This is a genomic window from Myxococcus sp. SDU36 (genome assembly GCF_030168875.1).
Lineage (GTDB): Bacteria > Myxococcota > Myxococcia > Myxococcales > Myxococcaceae > Myxococcus > Myxococcus vastator.
Genome location: NZ_CP077414.1, coordinates 5,518,567 through 5,533,650, shown reverse-complemented (window position 1 = coordinate 5,533,650; position 15,084 = coordinate 5,518,567). Strand labels below are relative to the sequence as shown.

The window sequence follows — 15,084 nt, the reverse complement described above, 5'->3', positions numbered from 1 at the left end:
CGCGCCAGCCCTCTCACGTGGCGGCCCATAGCACCAACGCGCACACGAGGCCTACCGCGTAGCTCACCCGGTCCCTCAGGGCGAAGACGAGCGGGTCCTCGTTCACCAGCCCGCGGTGGGCCAGCAGCCACACCCGGCCCACCCAGTACAGCATCACCGGGCAGATGAGCCACAGCCGCTCGGGGTGGGCGTACAGCGCCGTCACTTCGTCGGAGGTGATGTAGAGCGCCAGCACCAGCACGGACACCTGTCCCGAGGCCGCGCCCAGGCTGGCGAGCTGCTCGTAGTCCTGGGCCAGGTAGCCACGGCCATGCGCGGACGTCTCGTTGGACTGCCTCAGCCGCCGGACCTCGCTCAGGCGCTTCACCAGCGCGAGCGAGAGGAAGAGGAACATGCTGAACATCATCAGCCAACTGGACGTGGGCACGTTGACCGCCAGCGCGCCGCCGAAGATGCGCACCGTGTACAGCCCGGCCAGCACCAGCACGTCCAGCATCACCACCTGCTTCAGCCGCAGCGAGTAGGCCAGCGTCAGCACGTAGTAGGTGCCCAGCAGGGCGGCGAAGGCGGGCGGCAGCAGCAGGCACACCGCGGCGCCGGCCAGCAGCAGCACGGGGGCCAGCATGACGCCGGTGCTCACCGGCAGCGTGCAGGCCGCGAAGGGGCGCTGCTTCTTCGTCGGGTGGCGCCGGTCGGAGTCCAGGTCCAGCAGGTCGTTCAGCACGTACACGCTGGAGGCGCACAGGCTGAAGGCCGCGAAGCCCAGCAGCGCCTGGAGCAGCTTGTCCGGCTCGGTGGCCTTGTGGGCGGCCAGCAGCGGCACGAAGACGAGCGCGTTCTTCGCCCACTGATGCACGCGCAGCGCCTTCACCCAGGTGCGGAGGTGGGTGGCGGGGCGCTCGAAGACGCGGTGGACTTCGCGGCCCAGGCTCCGGGCTTGCTTCAGCACCCCGGCCGGCGCGTGGACCACGACGATGCGGCGGCACTCACGCCACAAGGGCAGGTCCACCGTGTCGTTGCCCGCGTAGTCGAAGGTGCCCAGCAGCGCCTTCAGCTTCGCCAGCTTGCGCGCGCCGGACAGGTTCACCGTCGCTTCGCTGGCGACGACGTCGGAGAAGAGGCCCAGGTGCGCGGCCACGGCTTCGGCGATGCGCCGGTCCGCCGCGGTGGCCAGCACCAGCCGGCGGCCTCGGGCCTTCTCCTCGCGCAGGTACGCCAGGAGTTCGTCGTGGTAGGGCAGGCTGGCCGCGTCCAGCGCCGCGCGCCGGGCCACCTCCGCCTTGAAGAAGGCCTTGCCCTTGAGCACCCAGAAGGGGGCCAGCAGCAGCAGCCAGGGGGCACGCTTGAAGAGGACCAGCAGGTTCTCGTGCAGCGTGTCCGTGCGCACCAGCGTCCCGTCGAGGTCGACGGCGAGCGGTACGTCCGGAGAGTCCTCGGGAAGGGGCGTTTGGGGAAGCATGGGCAACGGTGTGACGGAAGCCGTCAAAGGGCGGGCAGGGTAGCGCAGACGTCTCCCGCGTGGGCAGGCCACCTCAGGGCAGGCACGCCAGAACAGCGGACGGGTGGACGCTCAGTCCAGCCGAGCCACCAAAAGCGTCTGCAAGGGCAGGTGCCGGATGGGGCGGCTGTTCTCGATGCGAAAGCCCGCATCGTCCAGGAAGCCCTCCACCTCGGCGGGCGTGTAGGCGGCCGCGCCGGAGGTGAGGAAGTAGTGCAAGCCAATCAAAGGCGCCGCGCTGGTGGGCGTGTCGACACTCTCACGCAGATACTCCAGCACCGCCAGCGTCCCCCGGGGCGCCAGCGAGGCGCGCACCCGCCGCAGCAGGGCCACGTTCTGTGCGGGGGACAGGTGGTGCATCACCTGGAAGAGCATCACCCCGTCATACGGGCCGCCCAGCTCCGCGGTGAGGATGTCGCCCTCGTGGTGGGTGACGAGGTGGCTCAGCCCCGCCGAGGCGATGATTTCCCGGCCCACGCGGGCGCTGCCTTCCAAATCCAACACCGTGGCCTTCAGGCCCCGGTTGCGCAGACACAGCTCGGCGGCGAACCAGCCGTGCGCGCCGCCCAGGTCCAACACCTGCTTCGCACCACGGGGCAGGGGGATGGCCGCCGCGACCTCCGGGGCCGCCAGCCGCGCCAACTGGTGCATGGCGTGGATGTAGTCGCGCCATCGCGCGTCGTCGGGCGCGAAGCCGTGGATGTCCACCGCCTGACCGGTGCGCACCACGCCCTCCAGCCCGTTCCACCAGTCCCACTGGGCGTAGTTGAACTCCAGGAAGGCGCCCACGTAGCGGGGCGAGCGCGGGTCCAACCAGCGCCGGGCGCGCGGGGCCAGCCGGTAGCGTCCACCGCGCTGCCGCTCCACGGCCTCGCAGGCGATCAGGGCCTCCAGCAGCGTGCGAGTGCCCTCCTGGGACAGCTTCAGCCGCTCGGCCAGCGTCTCCGCCGACACCGGCCCGTCCGTCAGGGCCTCATAGACGCCCAGCCGCGCGCCGGCCATCAGCGTGCGCGACGCCATCATCCCGAAGAAGGCCTGGGCCACCGGCTGTGGGGCCAGGTTGAACCAGTCCGCCACGCGCTCCAGCAGGTTGTCCGCCTTGAGCCCCAGCCTCATGCGTGTGCTCCTAACGCCTGCGTCTGTACCCAGCCACGGCGGCCAGGCCCACGACGACGAGCGCGGCCTGGGCACCCAGCACGCAGCCTTGCTGGTCTGCCTGGCGCACGCCAGTGTAGCGACAGCGCCCGTCATCGCAGGTGAAGCGGGGGGAGCAATCCCGGGTGCTACGGCAGGACGTATTCACCCTGCCTGTACTGTCGTCTCCCTCGGGGTTGTCCCGGTCCGCGCCGCCCTCGCCCACGGAGGCGTCGGGGAGGCCCGCGTCGAGTCCACCGTCGGATTGGGCCAGGGCCCCCAGCGGCAGCAGGAGGGGAAGGCAGGCCAGCAGGCGGCGCAGGTGGGAACGGAAGGGAGACATCGGGGCCGTCACCCTAACCGGCTGGAGTGACGGATGCATCCTCCGCGGTGGCTGGAGCACCCGGGGGCAGATTGTCTGACCCGTCCCTTCGCATCTGGTACGGTACGCCCCGCGATGGCACCCCGAATCCTCGTCGTCGATGACAATCAGGAGCTGTTGTCCCTCCTCACGCAGCTCTTCGAGGAGGCGGGCTACGAGGTCCTGGGTGCGAGCCGCGGCAAGCAGGCGGTGGAGCTGGCCAAGGCCCAGCCTCCGGCGGCGGCCGTGCTCGACATCCTGCTGCCCGACATGATGGGTTACCACCTCGCGGACGCGCTGCGGAAGGACAACCCCCAGCTCCCGCTCCTCTTCATCACCGGCGTCTTCAAGGGTGGCAAGCACGCCGTCGAGTCGCGCACCAAGTACCAGGCCGCCGGCTACTTCGAGAAGCCCTTCGAGGCCCAGAAGCTGCTCGAGGCGATGACGAAGGTGCTGCCTCCGGAGAAGCCCGCCGCTTCGGCCGCGTCGCTCCAGGACGCCTTCGAGGTGGAGCTGGACATCGATGTGGAGGAGGAGGGCCCGCAGGACGCCATGGAGCTGACCGGCCGCATCAAGGTGACGGGCGGCGGCAACATCACGGCGGAGATTCGCGGCGCCAACCTCACGGCCAGCCCCATGCAGAAGGTGCCGGCCACCCAGGTGCGCCCGCCCACGCCGGGCCGTCCGCCAGACCCGCCGCCCGTGGGCGCGCCGGGCAGCCGCCGTGGTGAAATCCGGGACAACCTGCCCTCGCTCCTCACCGCCTTCTACCTCTCCCGTGAGACGGGTGAGCTGGGCGTGCAGAAGGGCAAGGTGAAGAAGGTCGTCTACTTCGAGAAGGGCACGCCGGTGTTCGCCCTCTCCAACCTGCTCGCGGACCGCTTCGGCCAGTTCCTGGTGCGCGTGGGCAAAATCAAGCCAGAGCAGCTCCAGGACGCGTCCGCGGTGGCCGCGCAGTCCAACCGCCGCACCGGCGACGTGCTGGTGGAGCGCGGGCTGCTCAAGGACACCGAGCGCCTCTACTACGTGGGCCAGCAGGTGAAGGCCGTCATCTATTCGCTCTTCGCGTGGGATGAAGGCTCATACGTGCTGAGCTTCCGGGAGAAGGCGAGCGCGGAGTCCATCAAGCTGGACCTGCACCCGGCCAACCTCATCGTCCGGGGCATCAAGAAGCTCTACAAGCCGGAGCGCCTGCGGCGCCTGCTCCAGCCGGAGGACCGCCTCATCCCCGCCGTGGCTCCGGCCTACCAGCTCAACGAAGTGGAGCTGGAGCGGTGGGAGGCGGAGCTGCTGCCGAAGATTGACGGCAACCGCACCGTGGCGGAGCTGCTGGCCTTCGCCAACCGCCCCGAGCACGTCGTCTACGGCTTCCTGGTGGCGATGATGTCGCTGGGCATCCTGGACAAGCGCAGCTAGCCGCCGCGCTGTCCGTCCCCGCGCGGGTCCTTCTCCCCATCTGACAGCGCGCCACGATGTCACCTCCTCCCGGTCGCCCCCCTCCCTCCGAGCGGCACGACGCCTCCATTCGGATGGACATGGCCAGGGACTTCCTCGCGGACGCGGCCTTCTTCTGGACGCTGCGTGAGCAGGGGCTCCTCGCCCCCGACTATTCCCTGGAGGAGCTCCAAGCGGGGCCCGAGCAACGGCTGCTCGCGTGCCTTGATGCGTTGCAGCTCGGTGGTCCCCGGGTCACCCGGGAGTTGTTGCTGCCGGCGCTGTCGTCGGACGAGCCGGAGCAGGTGGCCTGTGCCGTCAGCGTCCTCTTGTCGCAGCCCGGACAGGAGCACCTCGGCGCCGTGCGCTCCACGCTGGCGGACGACGCCCATCCTTCGAGCCAGGGAGCCGCATGGGCGCTGGAGCTCCACCCGAGCCCTCGCGCTGTTCCCCAGCTCCTCGCCTTGCTCGACGAAGGCGCCCCCGCCGTGCAGGCGCGGGTGCTCGACATCCTGACGGCGTGGGGGACGGCGCCCTCCCGAAGCCTGGATGAGGCCGTCACGTCGAAGGACAGCGCACTGGCCCAGGCGGGGCTGCGCGCCGCACGGCGCTTCCCGTCCCGGCTGGAACGCGCCGCGCTCCAACGGGCGCTGGAGTCCAGCGACGCGGAGGTGCGCAACACGGCGCTGGAGACAGCCTTGCGTCTGGGCCACGCCTCCGCATGGACCGGTTGTGTCGATGCCGTCCGTCGCAAGGAGGCAGGCTGGGGACCTTCCGCGGCGCTCCTCGCGATGGGGGGAGACCCTCAAGAGTTGGACCTGCTCCTGAAGGCGATTGAGGATCCCGCGCTGCGCAAGGCGGCGCTCTGGGCGCTGGGGCTCAGCGGGCGCGTCGCCGCCGTGGGGCCGCTCCTGGAGGCCATGAAGGACGACGCAGTCGCACAGGTGGCCGCGGAGGCCTTTTGCGCCATCACCGGCCTCGTCCTCACCGGGCCCTTCGCTTCGGAGGCGGAGCCCTGGACCCCCGACACGCCCGAAGATGAAGAGGCGCCGCCCCTGGGCCCGGAGCACGCCCTTCCCGTGCCCGCGCCGGAAGCCGTGGCGCACTGGTGGCGGCAAGCCCAGAAGGACTTCTCGCCCCAGGTCCGCTACCTCGGCGGGAAGCCCTTTGGCGCTGAAACGCTCCTCGACGCCCTGATGACGGGCCCCCTGCGCAGACGCTCAGCGCTGGCGCTCGAGCTGGCCATCCGGAGCCAGGGCGCATTCCAGCTCCGCGTCCGCGATTGGGCCCCGAGGCAATGGAAGACACTCCAGGCCGCGAAGGCGGGCTTGCAAGGACGCTTGCCGCTGGGGCCGTTCCGCGCCTTCTCGCCCTCGGCCGTCCTGGTCGACGAGTCCCCCGTTCAAGCAGACGCGCTCTTCCAGCGCGGGGTCTTGCAGCGCCCGCCTCCACCGGGTGCGCTCGCCATCACGGGCCTCGGGATGGTGTCGTCGCTGGGCGATGGCGTGGTGGGGAGCTGCGCGGCTGCTCGCGTGGGCGTGGCCCGCCCAGACGCGCTCGAGGACCTCACCTTCGTGGACGAGGACTCGGGTGAGTCGCTCCCCGTGACGGGGCATGCCATCCCGCATCTCACGCAAGGGTACGCGGGCGTGGGGCGCCTGGTACGGCTGGGGACGGCTGCCCTGGCGGACCTCCAACACCACTCCGGCATGCAAGCGGGGCCGCGCACGGGCATCTTCCTCAACCTTCCCAGCGGCTTCCTCCTGGAGGCAGCGGAGCGCCAGGAGCGCGATGCCGCCAGCGAAGAGACGGAGCCAGACGGCGAGGCCGCGGACACCGACACCGCCTCTGATTTCGACGAAACGCCGCTGCTCGCCGAGGCGCTTCGCGAACGCTACGCCGAGACACTGCTGCCCCGGCTGCTCGCGCAGGCCGCCGTGCCAGGGGGCATCACCCAGCAAGCTGTCTTCTTTGGAGACTCGCCCGGCTTCGTCACGGCCCTCCGTGCCGCGGAACGCGCGCTGAGGTCCGGCGCGCTGGACCGATGCATCGTGGGAGGCATCGACAGCATCGTCGAACCCGAGTGGCTGGAGGCCCTGGACGCGCTCCGGATGCTGAAGACGCGCGAGCGGCCCACCGGGCTGATGCCTGGCGAGGGCGCGGCCTTCGTGCTCCTGGAGCGCGCGGACGCGGCCTCTCGCCGGGGTACGCCGGCCGTCGCCTACGTCGACGCCATGGCGGTGTCCTCCGAACCCGGACACCTGTTCGCAGGCAAGCCACACGTCGGCGTGGCCTTGGCGTCCGTCATCGCGGAGGTGCTTGGGCGCCTCGAGGACCGTGGCCAGACGACGGGGCTCGTCATCGCGGACCTCGACGGCACCGTGCCCCGAGCCCAGGACTGGGGCTACGCGCAGCTACGCCTGGACAGCGTGCCCTTGAAGGAGGCTGTCACCTGGTATCCCGCGGATGTGTGGGGAGGGCTGGGCGCAGCGACCGGTGCCTTCGCGGTCTGCATGGCGGCGCGCGGGTTCGCGAGGGGCTACCTGCCCACGTCCGGCGTCCTGACCTGGCTCTGGGGATGGAACGGGGAGCGGGCGGCCTTCCACCTGCGCCCGCCCTCCGCGCGCTGAGGCGGGCTTCAGCGCGCGAGCCGAGGGAGCATCCGGTACTCGGGGTGGGTCCGCAGTTGACGGCCCTCGGCCAGCCGGAGCAGGGCCAGGCCCTCGACGAAGAGGTGGCGCTCGGTCTGGAAGCGCTCTGGGTGGGACGGCACGCCCGCGTCCTTGAACTCCTGGGCCCGCTCGACCAGCAACTCTTCCAGCGCCAGGTCGAACGCGTCCTGGTCCGCTGAGGCGAGGGCTTCGCACACGGCGAGCCGCGTGGACCCCGTGTCGGCGGAGCACTGCTGGAAAGCGGCGAGGGCACGCTCGGCCCCCGCGGAGAGCCCCTGGGTTCCCGCGAGCAGGAGCTCGTGGAGGAAGTCCGCGTAACGGAAGTCATCCTCAAACTCGTCCTTCTCCGACCATTGGCGGGGCGAATGCCGGGCGATGTCCTGCGCCAGACCGGCCTCGCCAGCGGCGAGCGCATCGAACAGCGGCTCCATGCGGCTGGCACACGCAAACCGCCCTGGAGTCGCATCTGAACGCGCCTGGGCTTCGGCCAGCAAATCCCTGCGGGCGGTGGCGGACTGACGCAGGCACCTCCTGAAGGCGGGCACGTCCGCATCCACCAGCAAGGTGCTGATGGCGGCGATGCGAAGGTATGTGGAGAGGCGCGTCAGCAGCGTCTCTCGCTGGAGCGCGGTGAGCGGCTGCTTCAGCCCCTTCTCCAGCTCTTCGACCGCAAAAAAAGCATTCTCGCGAATGAAGTCCATCTTCAGCATCGACGAGCTCCCGCTGACTGTTCCAGCCTCAAGGTGAGAGCACGGCTCAGGCCCGCTCGCGGAACTCGGAGCCGAAGTCCTCCAGTTCCTGAATCAACACGCCCAGGCAGTCTTCGTCCACGAGTCGCTTGCCCAGGTCTCCACGAACCAGGATGAGCCTGGTCTGCTCCGCGAGCCTGAAGAGCTTCACGTCCTTGGGAATCTTCTTCTCATTGAGGACCAAGCGCCGGAAATACAGCACCTGATTCTTCAGGATGTCGTTCATGTCGAAGTCGGACTTCTTCGCATCCATGCACGCGACCGTCCCCAGCACGTTGGCGATGTAATACGGCGTGGTGAGGACTTTCCTGCGGGGCGTCCGGAGGCGAATGGGCAGGTATTCGATGGAATCCGCTGGCGTCTCCTGCTCCAGGATGCCCTTGAGCTTTTCGGAGACCACCCGCATTCCGAACGAGTTCGGGATGCTGTCCGTCAGCGTGCTGCCCCGCTCCTTCGATAAGTCGAAGACAAGGCCCTTCGGGAACCATTCCGCACAGCGGACGCCTTCCGAGAGGAGGTAGCCGCGCCCATCCAGTTCTTCCTTGCGGGAAGCGTCCAGCCACGCGAAGGACTCGTCCTCGTCGTCGTGCACCCAGGGGTAGTAGCTCACGGCAATCCGCTCCACTTCAGCGCTTCTTCGCGATGCCCAGCTTCTTCGGAGCTGATGACTCCCCACGCGTGGGGAGTCAAGCGGTGGCACTCCGAGTCGCGCGACACCGCTGGGAGGAGACGGCTCCAGCCACAAGGTGAGAGCACGGCTCAGGCCCGCCCGCGGAACTCGGAGCCGAAGTCCTCCAGTTCCTGAATCAACACGCCCAGGCAGTCTTCGTCCACGAGTCGCTTGCCCAGGTCTCCACGAACCAGGATGAGCCTGGTCTGCTCCGCGAGCCTGAAGATTTTCACGTCCTTGGGGATCTTCTTCTCATCGAGAACCAAACGCCGGAAACGCATCACCTGCGTCTTGACGATGGCACTCATTCTGAAGTCGGACTTCTTCGCATCCATACACGCGACCGTCCCCAGCACGTTGGCGATGTAATACGGCGTGGTCAGGACTTTCTTGCGGGGCGTCCGGAGACGAATGGGCAGGTATTCGATGGAATCCGCCGGTGTCTCCTGCTCCAGGATGCCCTTGAGCTTTTCGGAGACCACCCGCATCGCGAACGAGTTCGGGATGCTGTCCGTCAGCGTGCTGCCCCGCTCCTTCGACAAGTCGAAGACAAGGCCCTTCGGAAACCATTCCGCACAGCGGACGCCTTCCGAGAGGAGGTAACCGCGCTCATCCAGCTCTTCCTTGCGGGAAGCGTCCAGCCACGCGAAGGACTCATCCTCGTCATCGTTCACCCAGGGGTAGTAGCTCACGGCCATCCGCTCCACTTCAGCACTACTTCGCGAAGGCCCGCTTCTTCGGAGCGGGCTTGGTGAACAAGTTGATGTTGATGGGGCCCGCTGCGGACACCATGTCCCAGTAATCCAACTGGAGGTCCATCAGTTGCGTCTTGACGTCTTCCGGAGGATTCCACTCCTTGTGTTTCTTGTCCTTCTCCAGCGCAGTCTTCAGCAAATCGCGGACGGTGCTCATATCGTCGGACACCACCGCTGAATAGGCCGGATGACTCCCCGAGTGGTGGGGCAAGCGATGGAACTCGGAGTCGCGCGCCAACGCGGGGAGGAAGATGATGTTCTCCCCGTTGTTGATGTCGTAGTCCACGCCCAGAAGCATCCGCATCTGGTCACTGTCAAAGTACTTATCGGAGAAGGCCTCCTCCGGAAGCAGATGGTGTGCCTGGTTGATGTACGGAGACTGGCCCAGCTTGAAGTTCTGGCCGTGAACGAAGGTGTATCGGCGCGCATGCGCCAGGCTGCCAGGCTTGATTCGCTTGTCCCCTCGCACACGGGTGCCTCGCGCCTGGAGCACCTCCTGGATGATCTCTAGATTCGCGTAGATTTTGTTCCGGCCACCATTGCCCTTGATGTGCTTGTGGCCTTTCTCCCGATAGTCACGCGAACGCCTGAGCCGAGCCTTCAGCTTGCCCATTCCAGAGAGATGGTCTGCCTCCGCCATGCGTGCCCCCGTGGGACTCAGTTCAGCTCAATCTTGCCACCGCGGATGAGCTGGAGCCCCGAGGCGCGGCTCTCCACTCGAACCCCGCGAAGTAGGATGGTGCCGTCCCGGCGCAGCGTGATGCTCGCCTCGCCTACACGCAACACGATTTCCTTCTCGGCGCCGAGCACCAGCCGGTCCTCCTTCGGGGTGTCCTTCGCCTCCGGGGCCTCGGGTCGGCTCGTCACCTCGAGCAACTGCTCCAGCAGCGAAGGCGCGCTGGGGGCTTGAGCCAGTGCGATCAGCAGCGGACGTGCGGGGTCACCGTCCTCGAACAGCAGCACGACGTCCCGGCGCTCTTCCACCGCCGAACGCAGCTGCTCGGCCCCGAGCGCGACGAAGCTCCGGGCCGCGACCGGCAGGGACGTCGGATTGCCCGCGAAGTCCACCAGCGCCAACCCCTCCGGATTCACCCCCATCAACCTGCCAACGCGCGCCCCGGTGATGGGCTCCCGGTGAGCGGCGTGGAGCGTCTTCTCGGGTCTGGCGCCATCATCATTCGAGGCCATGGGCCCCCCAATCCGACGTCGTGCCGTCCTGCGTTTTGCCGTGCGGACCTTGCTCAAGGTGACGTGCATGGCCCTCATGGTGAGCCTCGCCCATCACCTGGCCACCCACGGCCAATCCTTCAATGCCCCTTCAGCCGCCGACGAGCCGCGAGCCCATCCAGAACAGGCCCAGCGCGCCGGAGCCCACGGCCACCCCGCGCTGCACCCAGCGGGTGACTTGCGCGTTCAGCCGGGCGATGCCCTCCGCGAAAATCAGCCCCACCACGCCCATGCCGATGAGGATGCCCAGCGCGAAGCCGGGCAGGTACATCCACGCGGCCATGCTCATGCTGCCGCCCACCAGCAGCGGGGGCAGGGCCAGCAGCAGCGAGCGCACGCCGCTGACGGCCATCAGCGCGCCCGCGGTGGTGCTCACCGTGTGCACGTGGTGGTGCGGCTCCCGGGTGTGGCCGGGCAGGTGCGGGTGGCCGTGGTCCAGGCTGTTGGGGAACAGCAGGGCGGCCACCGCGAGGGCCACCAGCACGGCGCCGCCGAATATCTCGGCCCAGCGCTCGAAGGTCTCCGACAGGCCCACGCCCGCCAGGATGCAGAGCGCGGCGATGCCGCCCAGCATGGCGGCGTGCCCCAGCGCGAAGCGCACGGCGGTGGCGATGGCGGCGCGGCGCCGGCCTCCCCCCAGGGTTCCAAGGGTGGCCATGGCCGCGCAGTGGTCCGGGCCCACGGCGTGGAGCATGCCTTGGGACAGGCCAAGCAGGAGGGCGAGGAGAATGGGCTGCACGACGCGGCACCCTAGCCGTGCTTCAATCGGGAGGCCAGCAGGAGAGGAGAACCGACCCTTCATGAGGATGACCACCCGACGGCTGTCCGCCGTCATGCCGCTCGCGCTCTGTCTGCTTCTGTCGCCTGGCTGCGACAAGGGGCCCGACCAGCTCCGGGACGCCGAGAAGTCCTACCGCGAGCTGATTGACCGCCGCGTGTCTCCCCTGGACCCGGCATGGGACCCCGTCATCAGTGCCTTCGAGGCGATTCCCAAGGACTCCAAGGCCCGTCCGGATGCGGAGCAGCGGATCGCCACCATCCGTCGCCTGCGGGGAAGGCTGCCGCCGCGCCCCCTGGCCACGCCGGGCGCCACGGGCCCCGGGACGTCGGAGGTGGATGCCAAACGCGCCGCGTGTGAGGCCCTGGCCATCCGGCTGGGCCAGACGCCGGAGGGCGCGGACCGGGAGCCCTTGCACCAGGCCCTGACGGACTGCCGGAAGGCGCTGGTCCGGCTGGAGGCGCACAGCCATCCTCCCGGGGAGCATGGCCATGACCATGGTGGTGAAGCGGGGCATCCCGCCCACTGACGGGGCGCTGTCGCTGGACGTTGAGTGGCGCGGGCTTTGTGATTAATGAGCCCGCATGCCCATGCCCCAAGCAGGTGACCAGGCCCCCGCGTTCCAGCTCCACGACCAGGATGGAACCCCGGTATCGCTCGCGCGGTTCGCGGGCCGGAGTGTCGTCCTCTACTTCTATCCGAAGGACAACACCCCCGGCTGCACCGTGGAGGCGTGTGGCTTTCGCGACGAGCACTCCGCGCTGGAGGCCGCGGGCGCGGTGGTGCTGGGCGTGTCCGCGGACAGCACCGCGAGCCACCGGAAGTTCGCCAGCAAGTTCAACCTGCCCTTCCCGCTACTCGCGGACGTGGACCACACGCTGGCCGAGGCCTACGGCGTCTGGGGTGAGAAGTCGCTCTATGGCCGCAAGTTCCTGGGCATCACCCGGGCCACGTTCCTCATCGGCCCGGATGGCGTGCTGAAGCAGGTGTGGCCCAAGGTGAAGGTGAACGGCCACGTCGCCGAGGTGCTGGCCGCGCTGAAGGGCAAAGCCCCGGCGGCGGACGGTGCTGAGAAGAAGCCCGCCGCGAAGAAGGCGCCCGCGGGGAAGAAGGTCGCCGCCGCGAAGAAGGCTCCGGCGGGAAAGACTGCCTCGGGGAAGACCGCCGCAGCCAGGCAGGTGCCGGCGACGACGGCGGCTCCGGCCGCCAAGGCGCCCCGCGCTGCGAAGAAGCCCGTGGCCGCGAAGAAGGCCCCCGCGGCGAAGAAGTCCGCGGCCGCGAAGAAGCCTGGCGTCGGCAAGAAGACGGCGCCCGCGAAGAAGTCCGCGGCGGCGAAGAAGGCCTCCAGGAAGTAGCGCTTCGGTCGGCGCTGGGAGGACGGCGTCCCAGACGTCCGCCATCGAGCAATCACCAGCGGGCCCGGCGGCTCCTGGCGGGGAAGAAGCCCGCGACCTCGAAGTGGGCTTCCTCGACGAAGAAGTAGCCCTCAGCGGAGCGGGCGCCGGGAGCGCTGAAGAGGGCTGCTCCCGGCCGCCGCTGGGGCTATATGTGGCGTTCGGACGGTCCATCGTCATGCGGACATGGCGTCACCCCGTGGTCTCCATGCCCGGCGTGCCCCATCTTCGGGAAGTACGAGCAACCAGATTGAAGGGACTCGGAGGAGTCGACATGCGCGAGCGGAATATTCGGCGGTGGGGTTCGGCGGCGGCATTGATGGCGGGCGCGGTTCTGGCCGTGGGCTGCCGGGGCCTTCCGGAGACGGGTGGCAGTCAGCCGGATGAGCCGCGGGGCAACTTTGCCGCCCAGCGCGGCGACCAGCCCGCTGCGATGAAGAACATGGAGGGGGGCAACACCAACACGCCGCTGCCGCCTTGGACGCTGCCGGCGAACCGGGGCTACAACGGCACCATCGACCAGATTGGCTCCAGCATCGACCCGCGCACGGCGAAGAACGACGGCACCCAGGGCCGCTCCATCATCGACGACGCCGGGAAGATGATGGGTGACCAGTACAATGTGGAGGGCGGCGCCGCGTACTCGCCCGCGGCCCAGGGCCTGGGTGGCGAGGACGGCGCGAGGCTGGGCGGCAAGCGCAGCGGCCACTACCGCGGCTACGCGCCGCTGGGCTGGCAGGACCGCAGCGGCCCCTACCGCCGCTGAAGTCCGCCCCTTCCAGCCGCTCCCGGTGCAGGGCGCCGGGAGCGCGCGTGGCACCCTGGCCCCGCGCCTTCAGCGGGAGGCCAGCATCACCTCGGTCGGGTCGCGGCCGGTGAAGGTGCTGACGAGCCCCCCGGCCAGCGCGTGGTGCTCCGGGCTCCCCAGCAGGGCGAGCCGGTCCTCCGCCGGGTGCGCGAAGCGGGCACTGAGCGCATCCAGCCGCCGGTGTGCCTGCGCGATTCGCTCCCGTGACACCCGGCCGGACTCCACCGCCTTCACCAGGGCTTCGATGGCGCGGCGCTGCACGTCCGCGTCGTGGCACACCAGGAACAGGTCCACGCCCGCGAGCGTGCCCTGCACGGTGGCCTCTTCCACGGAGTAGTGGCCGGCGATGGCCTTCATCTCCAGGTCGTCGCTGACGAGCACCCCGTCAAAGCCCAGCTCCTCGCGCAGCACGCCCTGGAGCACGCGCTGACTCATGGTGGCGGGCACCCCCGGGTCCAGCGCGTCGAAGAGGACGTGCGCCGTCATCAGGGACGCCAGCCCCGCCTGGGCGAAGGCGCGGAAGGGCACCAGCTCCACGCTGCGCAGCCGCTCCAAATCATGCGGCAGCCGCGGCAGCGTCAGGTGGCTGTCGGTGGTGGTGTCGCCGTGACCGGGGAAGTGCTTGCCACACGAAGCCACGCCGCCCGCCTCCAGGCCCCGCGCGAGCGCCACGCCCAGCCGCGCCACTTCCTCCGCCTCGCGGCTGAAGCTGCGGTCGCCAATGACGGGGTTGTCCGGGTTGGTGTCCACGTCCAGCACCGGCGCGAAGTCCCAGTCGAAGCCCAGCGCGCGCAGCTCATACGCCAGCAGCCGGCCCACGCGCTCCACCTGGGCCGCGTCGCCGCGCTGTCCCAGCTCACGCATGGGCGGCAGCGCGGTGAAGGGCTCGCCGCGAAGCCGGGCCACGCGGCCTCCCTCCTGGTCCACCGACAGGATGAAGGGCCGGCCCGCCCGTGTCTTCAACGCGTGGCACAGCGCGGCCGTGTCCGCGGCGCTGCCCACGTTGCGCTTGAAGAGGATGGCGCCGTAGATGCCGTCATCCATCAGCGCGGCCAGCTCGCTGTCGATGTGAGTGCCGGGAAAGCCCACCATGAAGAGCCGGGCACAGTCGCGGTAGAGGGTGGAGGAGGTCGTCACGGCGCGCAGTCTGGCAGAAGCCGGGGGCTGGGCGCTCGGGGGGAACACCGTTCCCCGGAAAGCGTCGGCTGCCTGTCAGGCCGCAGGGCGGTGAGGCGCGCTACTGGAGGATGGCTCCCTGGGCGAAGCGCTTCACCACCCTCATCAGGTCGTCCAGGGAGAAGGGCTTGGGCAGGAAGGCCGCGCAGCGCAGGTGCTTCCAGTAGTCCGGCGGGCTGGCGCTCATCATCACCACCGGGATGTCGCGCAGCAGGGGACTGCGCTCCATCGCCTCCAACAGGGCCGGGCCGTTCATCACCGGCATCATGTAGTCGAGCAGCACCAGGCAGGGGCGCTCCTCGGCCATCCGCTCCAAGGCCTCCTTCCCGTTGAGCGCGATGGCGGTCCGGTAGCCTTCGTCGTTCAGGAGGTCGCGCATGGCCTCGACGATGCCGAACTCGTCATCGACGATGAGGATGGGGCCCATG

General features: G+C 69.3%; 16 protein-coding genes. 5 read left to right on the top strand and 11 right to left on the bottom strand.

What is annotated here, in order from left to right:
- Window positions 1-13: 13 nt before the first annotated feature.
- The 3 genes from KGD87_RS22125 to KGD87_RS22115 form a co-directional block, all read right to left on the bottom strand.
- Window positions 14-1,459 carry a UbiA family prenyltransferase gene (locus KGD87_RS22125; RefSeq protein ID WP_284662372.1) on the bottom strand — a complete coding sequence of 482 codons (1,446 nt, stop codon included), beginning with the start codon at window positions 1,457-1,459 and terminating at the stop codon, window positions 14-16.
- Window positions 1,460-1,570: 111 nt separating this feature from the next.
- Window positions 1,571-2,614 carry a class I SAM-dependent methyltransferase gene (locus KGD87_RS22120; protein ID WP_284662371.1) on the bottom strand — a complete coding sequence of 348 codons (1,044 nt, stop codon included), beginning with the start codon at window positions 2,612-2,614 and terminating at the stop codon, window positions 1,571-1,573.
- Between the two features lie 10 nt (window positions 2,615-2,624).
- Window positions 2,625-2,975 (bottom strand): MXAN_6627.5 family MYXO-CTERM protein, encoded by a 351-nt coding sequence (locus KGD87_RS22115; protein ID WP_205507593.1) that lies wholly within the window; start codon window positions 2,973-2,975, stop codon window positions 2,625-2,627.
- 114 nt (window positions 2,976-3,089) lie between these two features.
- Here KGD87_RS22115 and KGD87_RS22110 point away from each other — a divergent pair, with 114 nt between their 5' ends.
- Both KGD87_RS22110 and KGD87_RS22105 read left to right on the top strand, forming a co-directional pair.
- Window positions 3,090-4,409, top strand: coding sequence for a response regulator (locus tag KGD87_RS22110; RefSeq protein WP_284662369.1), 1,320 nt, complete (start codon window positions 3,090-3,092; stop codon window positions 4,407-4,409).
- Between the two features lie 119 nt (window positions 4,410-4,528).
- On the top strand, window positions 4,529-7,057 hold the full coding sequence (locus KGD87_RS22105; RefSeq protein ID WP_284662368.1) for a TIGR02270 family protein: 2,529 nt from the start codon (window positions 4,529-4,531) through the stop codon (window positions 7,055-7,057).
- Window positions 7,058-7,065: 8 nt separating this feature from the next.
- Here KGD87_RS22105 and KGD87_RS22100 read toward each other — a convergent pair whose 3' ends face one another.
- The 6 genes from KGD87_RS22100 to KGD87_RS22075 all read right to left on the bottom strand — a co-directional run bounded on the left by KGD87_RS22100 (window position 7,066) and on the right by KGD87_RS22075 (window position 11,239).
- The gene (locus KGD87_RS22100; protein ID WP_284662367.1) at window positions 7,066-7,809 is read right to left on the bottom strand and encodes an Imm49 family immunity protein; all 744 of its coding nucleotides are present in this window, start codon (window positions 7,807-7,809) and stop codon (window positions 7,066-7,068) included.
- A 46-nt stretch (window positions 7,810-7,855) separates the two neighbouring features.
- Complete coding sequence (locus KGD87_RS22095) at window positions 7,856-8,458, bottom strand: imm11 family protein (protein ID WP_284662366.1); 603 nt, start codon at window positions 8,456-8,458, stop codon at window positions 7,856-7,858.
- 149 nt (window positions 8,459-8,607) lie between these two features.
- Complete coding sequence (locus KGD87_RS22090; protein ID WP_284662365.1) at window positions 8,608-9,210, bottom strand: imm11 family protein; 603 nt, start codon at window positions 9,208-9,210, stop codon at window positions 8,608-8,610.
- A gap of 22 nt (window positions 9,211-9,232) precedes the next feature.
- Complete coding sequence (locus tag KGD87_RS22085) at window positions 9,233-9,913, bottom strand: AHH domain-containing protein (RefSeq protein ID WP_284662364.1); 681 nt, start codon at window positions 9,911-9,913, stop codon at window positions 9,233-9,235.
- A gap of 17 nt (window positions 9,914-9,930) precedes the next feature.
- Entirely contained in the window at window positions 9,931-10,461 is a 531-nt protein-coding gene (locus tag KGD87_RS22080; RefSeq protein WP_284662363.1) for a DUF6484 domain-containing protein, read from the bottom strand.
- Window positions 10,462-10,591: 130 nt separating this feature from the next.
- Window positions 10,592-11,239 (bottom strand): hypothetical protein, encoded by a 648-nt coding sequence (locus tag KGD87_RS22075; protein WP_284662362.1) that lies wholly within the window; start codon window positions 11,237-11,239, stop codon window positions 10,592-10,594.
- 67 nt (window positions 11,240-11,306) lie between these two features.
- Here KGD87_RS22075 and KGD87_RS22070 point away from each other — a divergent pair, with 67 nt between their 5' ends.
- The 3 genes from KGD87_RS22070 to KGD87_RS22060 all read left to right on the top strand — a co-directional run bounded on the left by KGD87_RS22070 (window position 11,307) and on the right by KGD87_RS22060 (window position 13,438).
- Window positions 11,307-11,807, top strand: coding sequence for a hypothetical protein (locus KGD87_RS22070; RefSeq protein WP_284668678.1), 501 nt, complete (start codon window positions 11,307-11,309; stop codon window positions 11,805-11,807).
- A gap of 61 nt (window positions 11,808-11,868) precedes the next feature.
- Window positions 11,869-12,633, top strand: a complete 765-nt coding sequence (bcp, locus tag KGD87_RS22065; protein WP_284662361.1) for a thioredoxin-dependent thiol peroxidase — start codon at window positions 11,869-11,871, stop codon at window positions 12,631-12,633.
- Between the two features lie 313 nt (window positions 12,634-12,946).
- Window positions 12,947-13,438 carry a hypothetical protein gene (locus KGD87_RS22060; protein WP_284662360.1) on the top strand — a complete coding sequence of 164 codons (492 nt, stop codon included), beginning with the start codon at window positions 12,947-12,949 and terminating at the stop codon, window positions 13,436-13,438.
- A gap of 69 nt (window positions 13,439-13,507) precedes the next feature.
- On the opposite strand, the gene nagZ is transcribed toward KGD87_RS22060, so the two are convergent.
- Both nagZ and KGD87_RS22050 read right to left on the bottom strand, forming a co-directional pair.
- Window positions 13,508-14,617, bottom strand: a complete 1,110-nt coding sequence (gene nagZ / locus KGD87_RS22055; protein ID WP_284662359.1) for a beta-N-acetylhexosaminidase — start codon at window positions 14,615-14,617, stop codon at window positions 13,508-13,510.
- 100 nt (window positions 14,618-14,717) lie between these two features.
- A complete protein-coding gene (locus tag KGD87_RS22050; protein ID WP_284662358.1) occupies window positions 14,718-15,083 on the bottom strand; it encodes a response regulator in 366 nt (121 codons plus the stop codon).
- Window position 15,084: the final 1 nt, after the last annotated feature.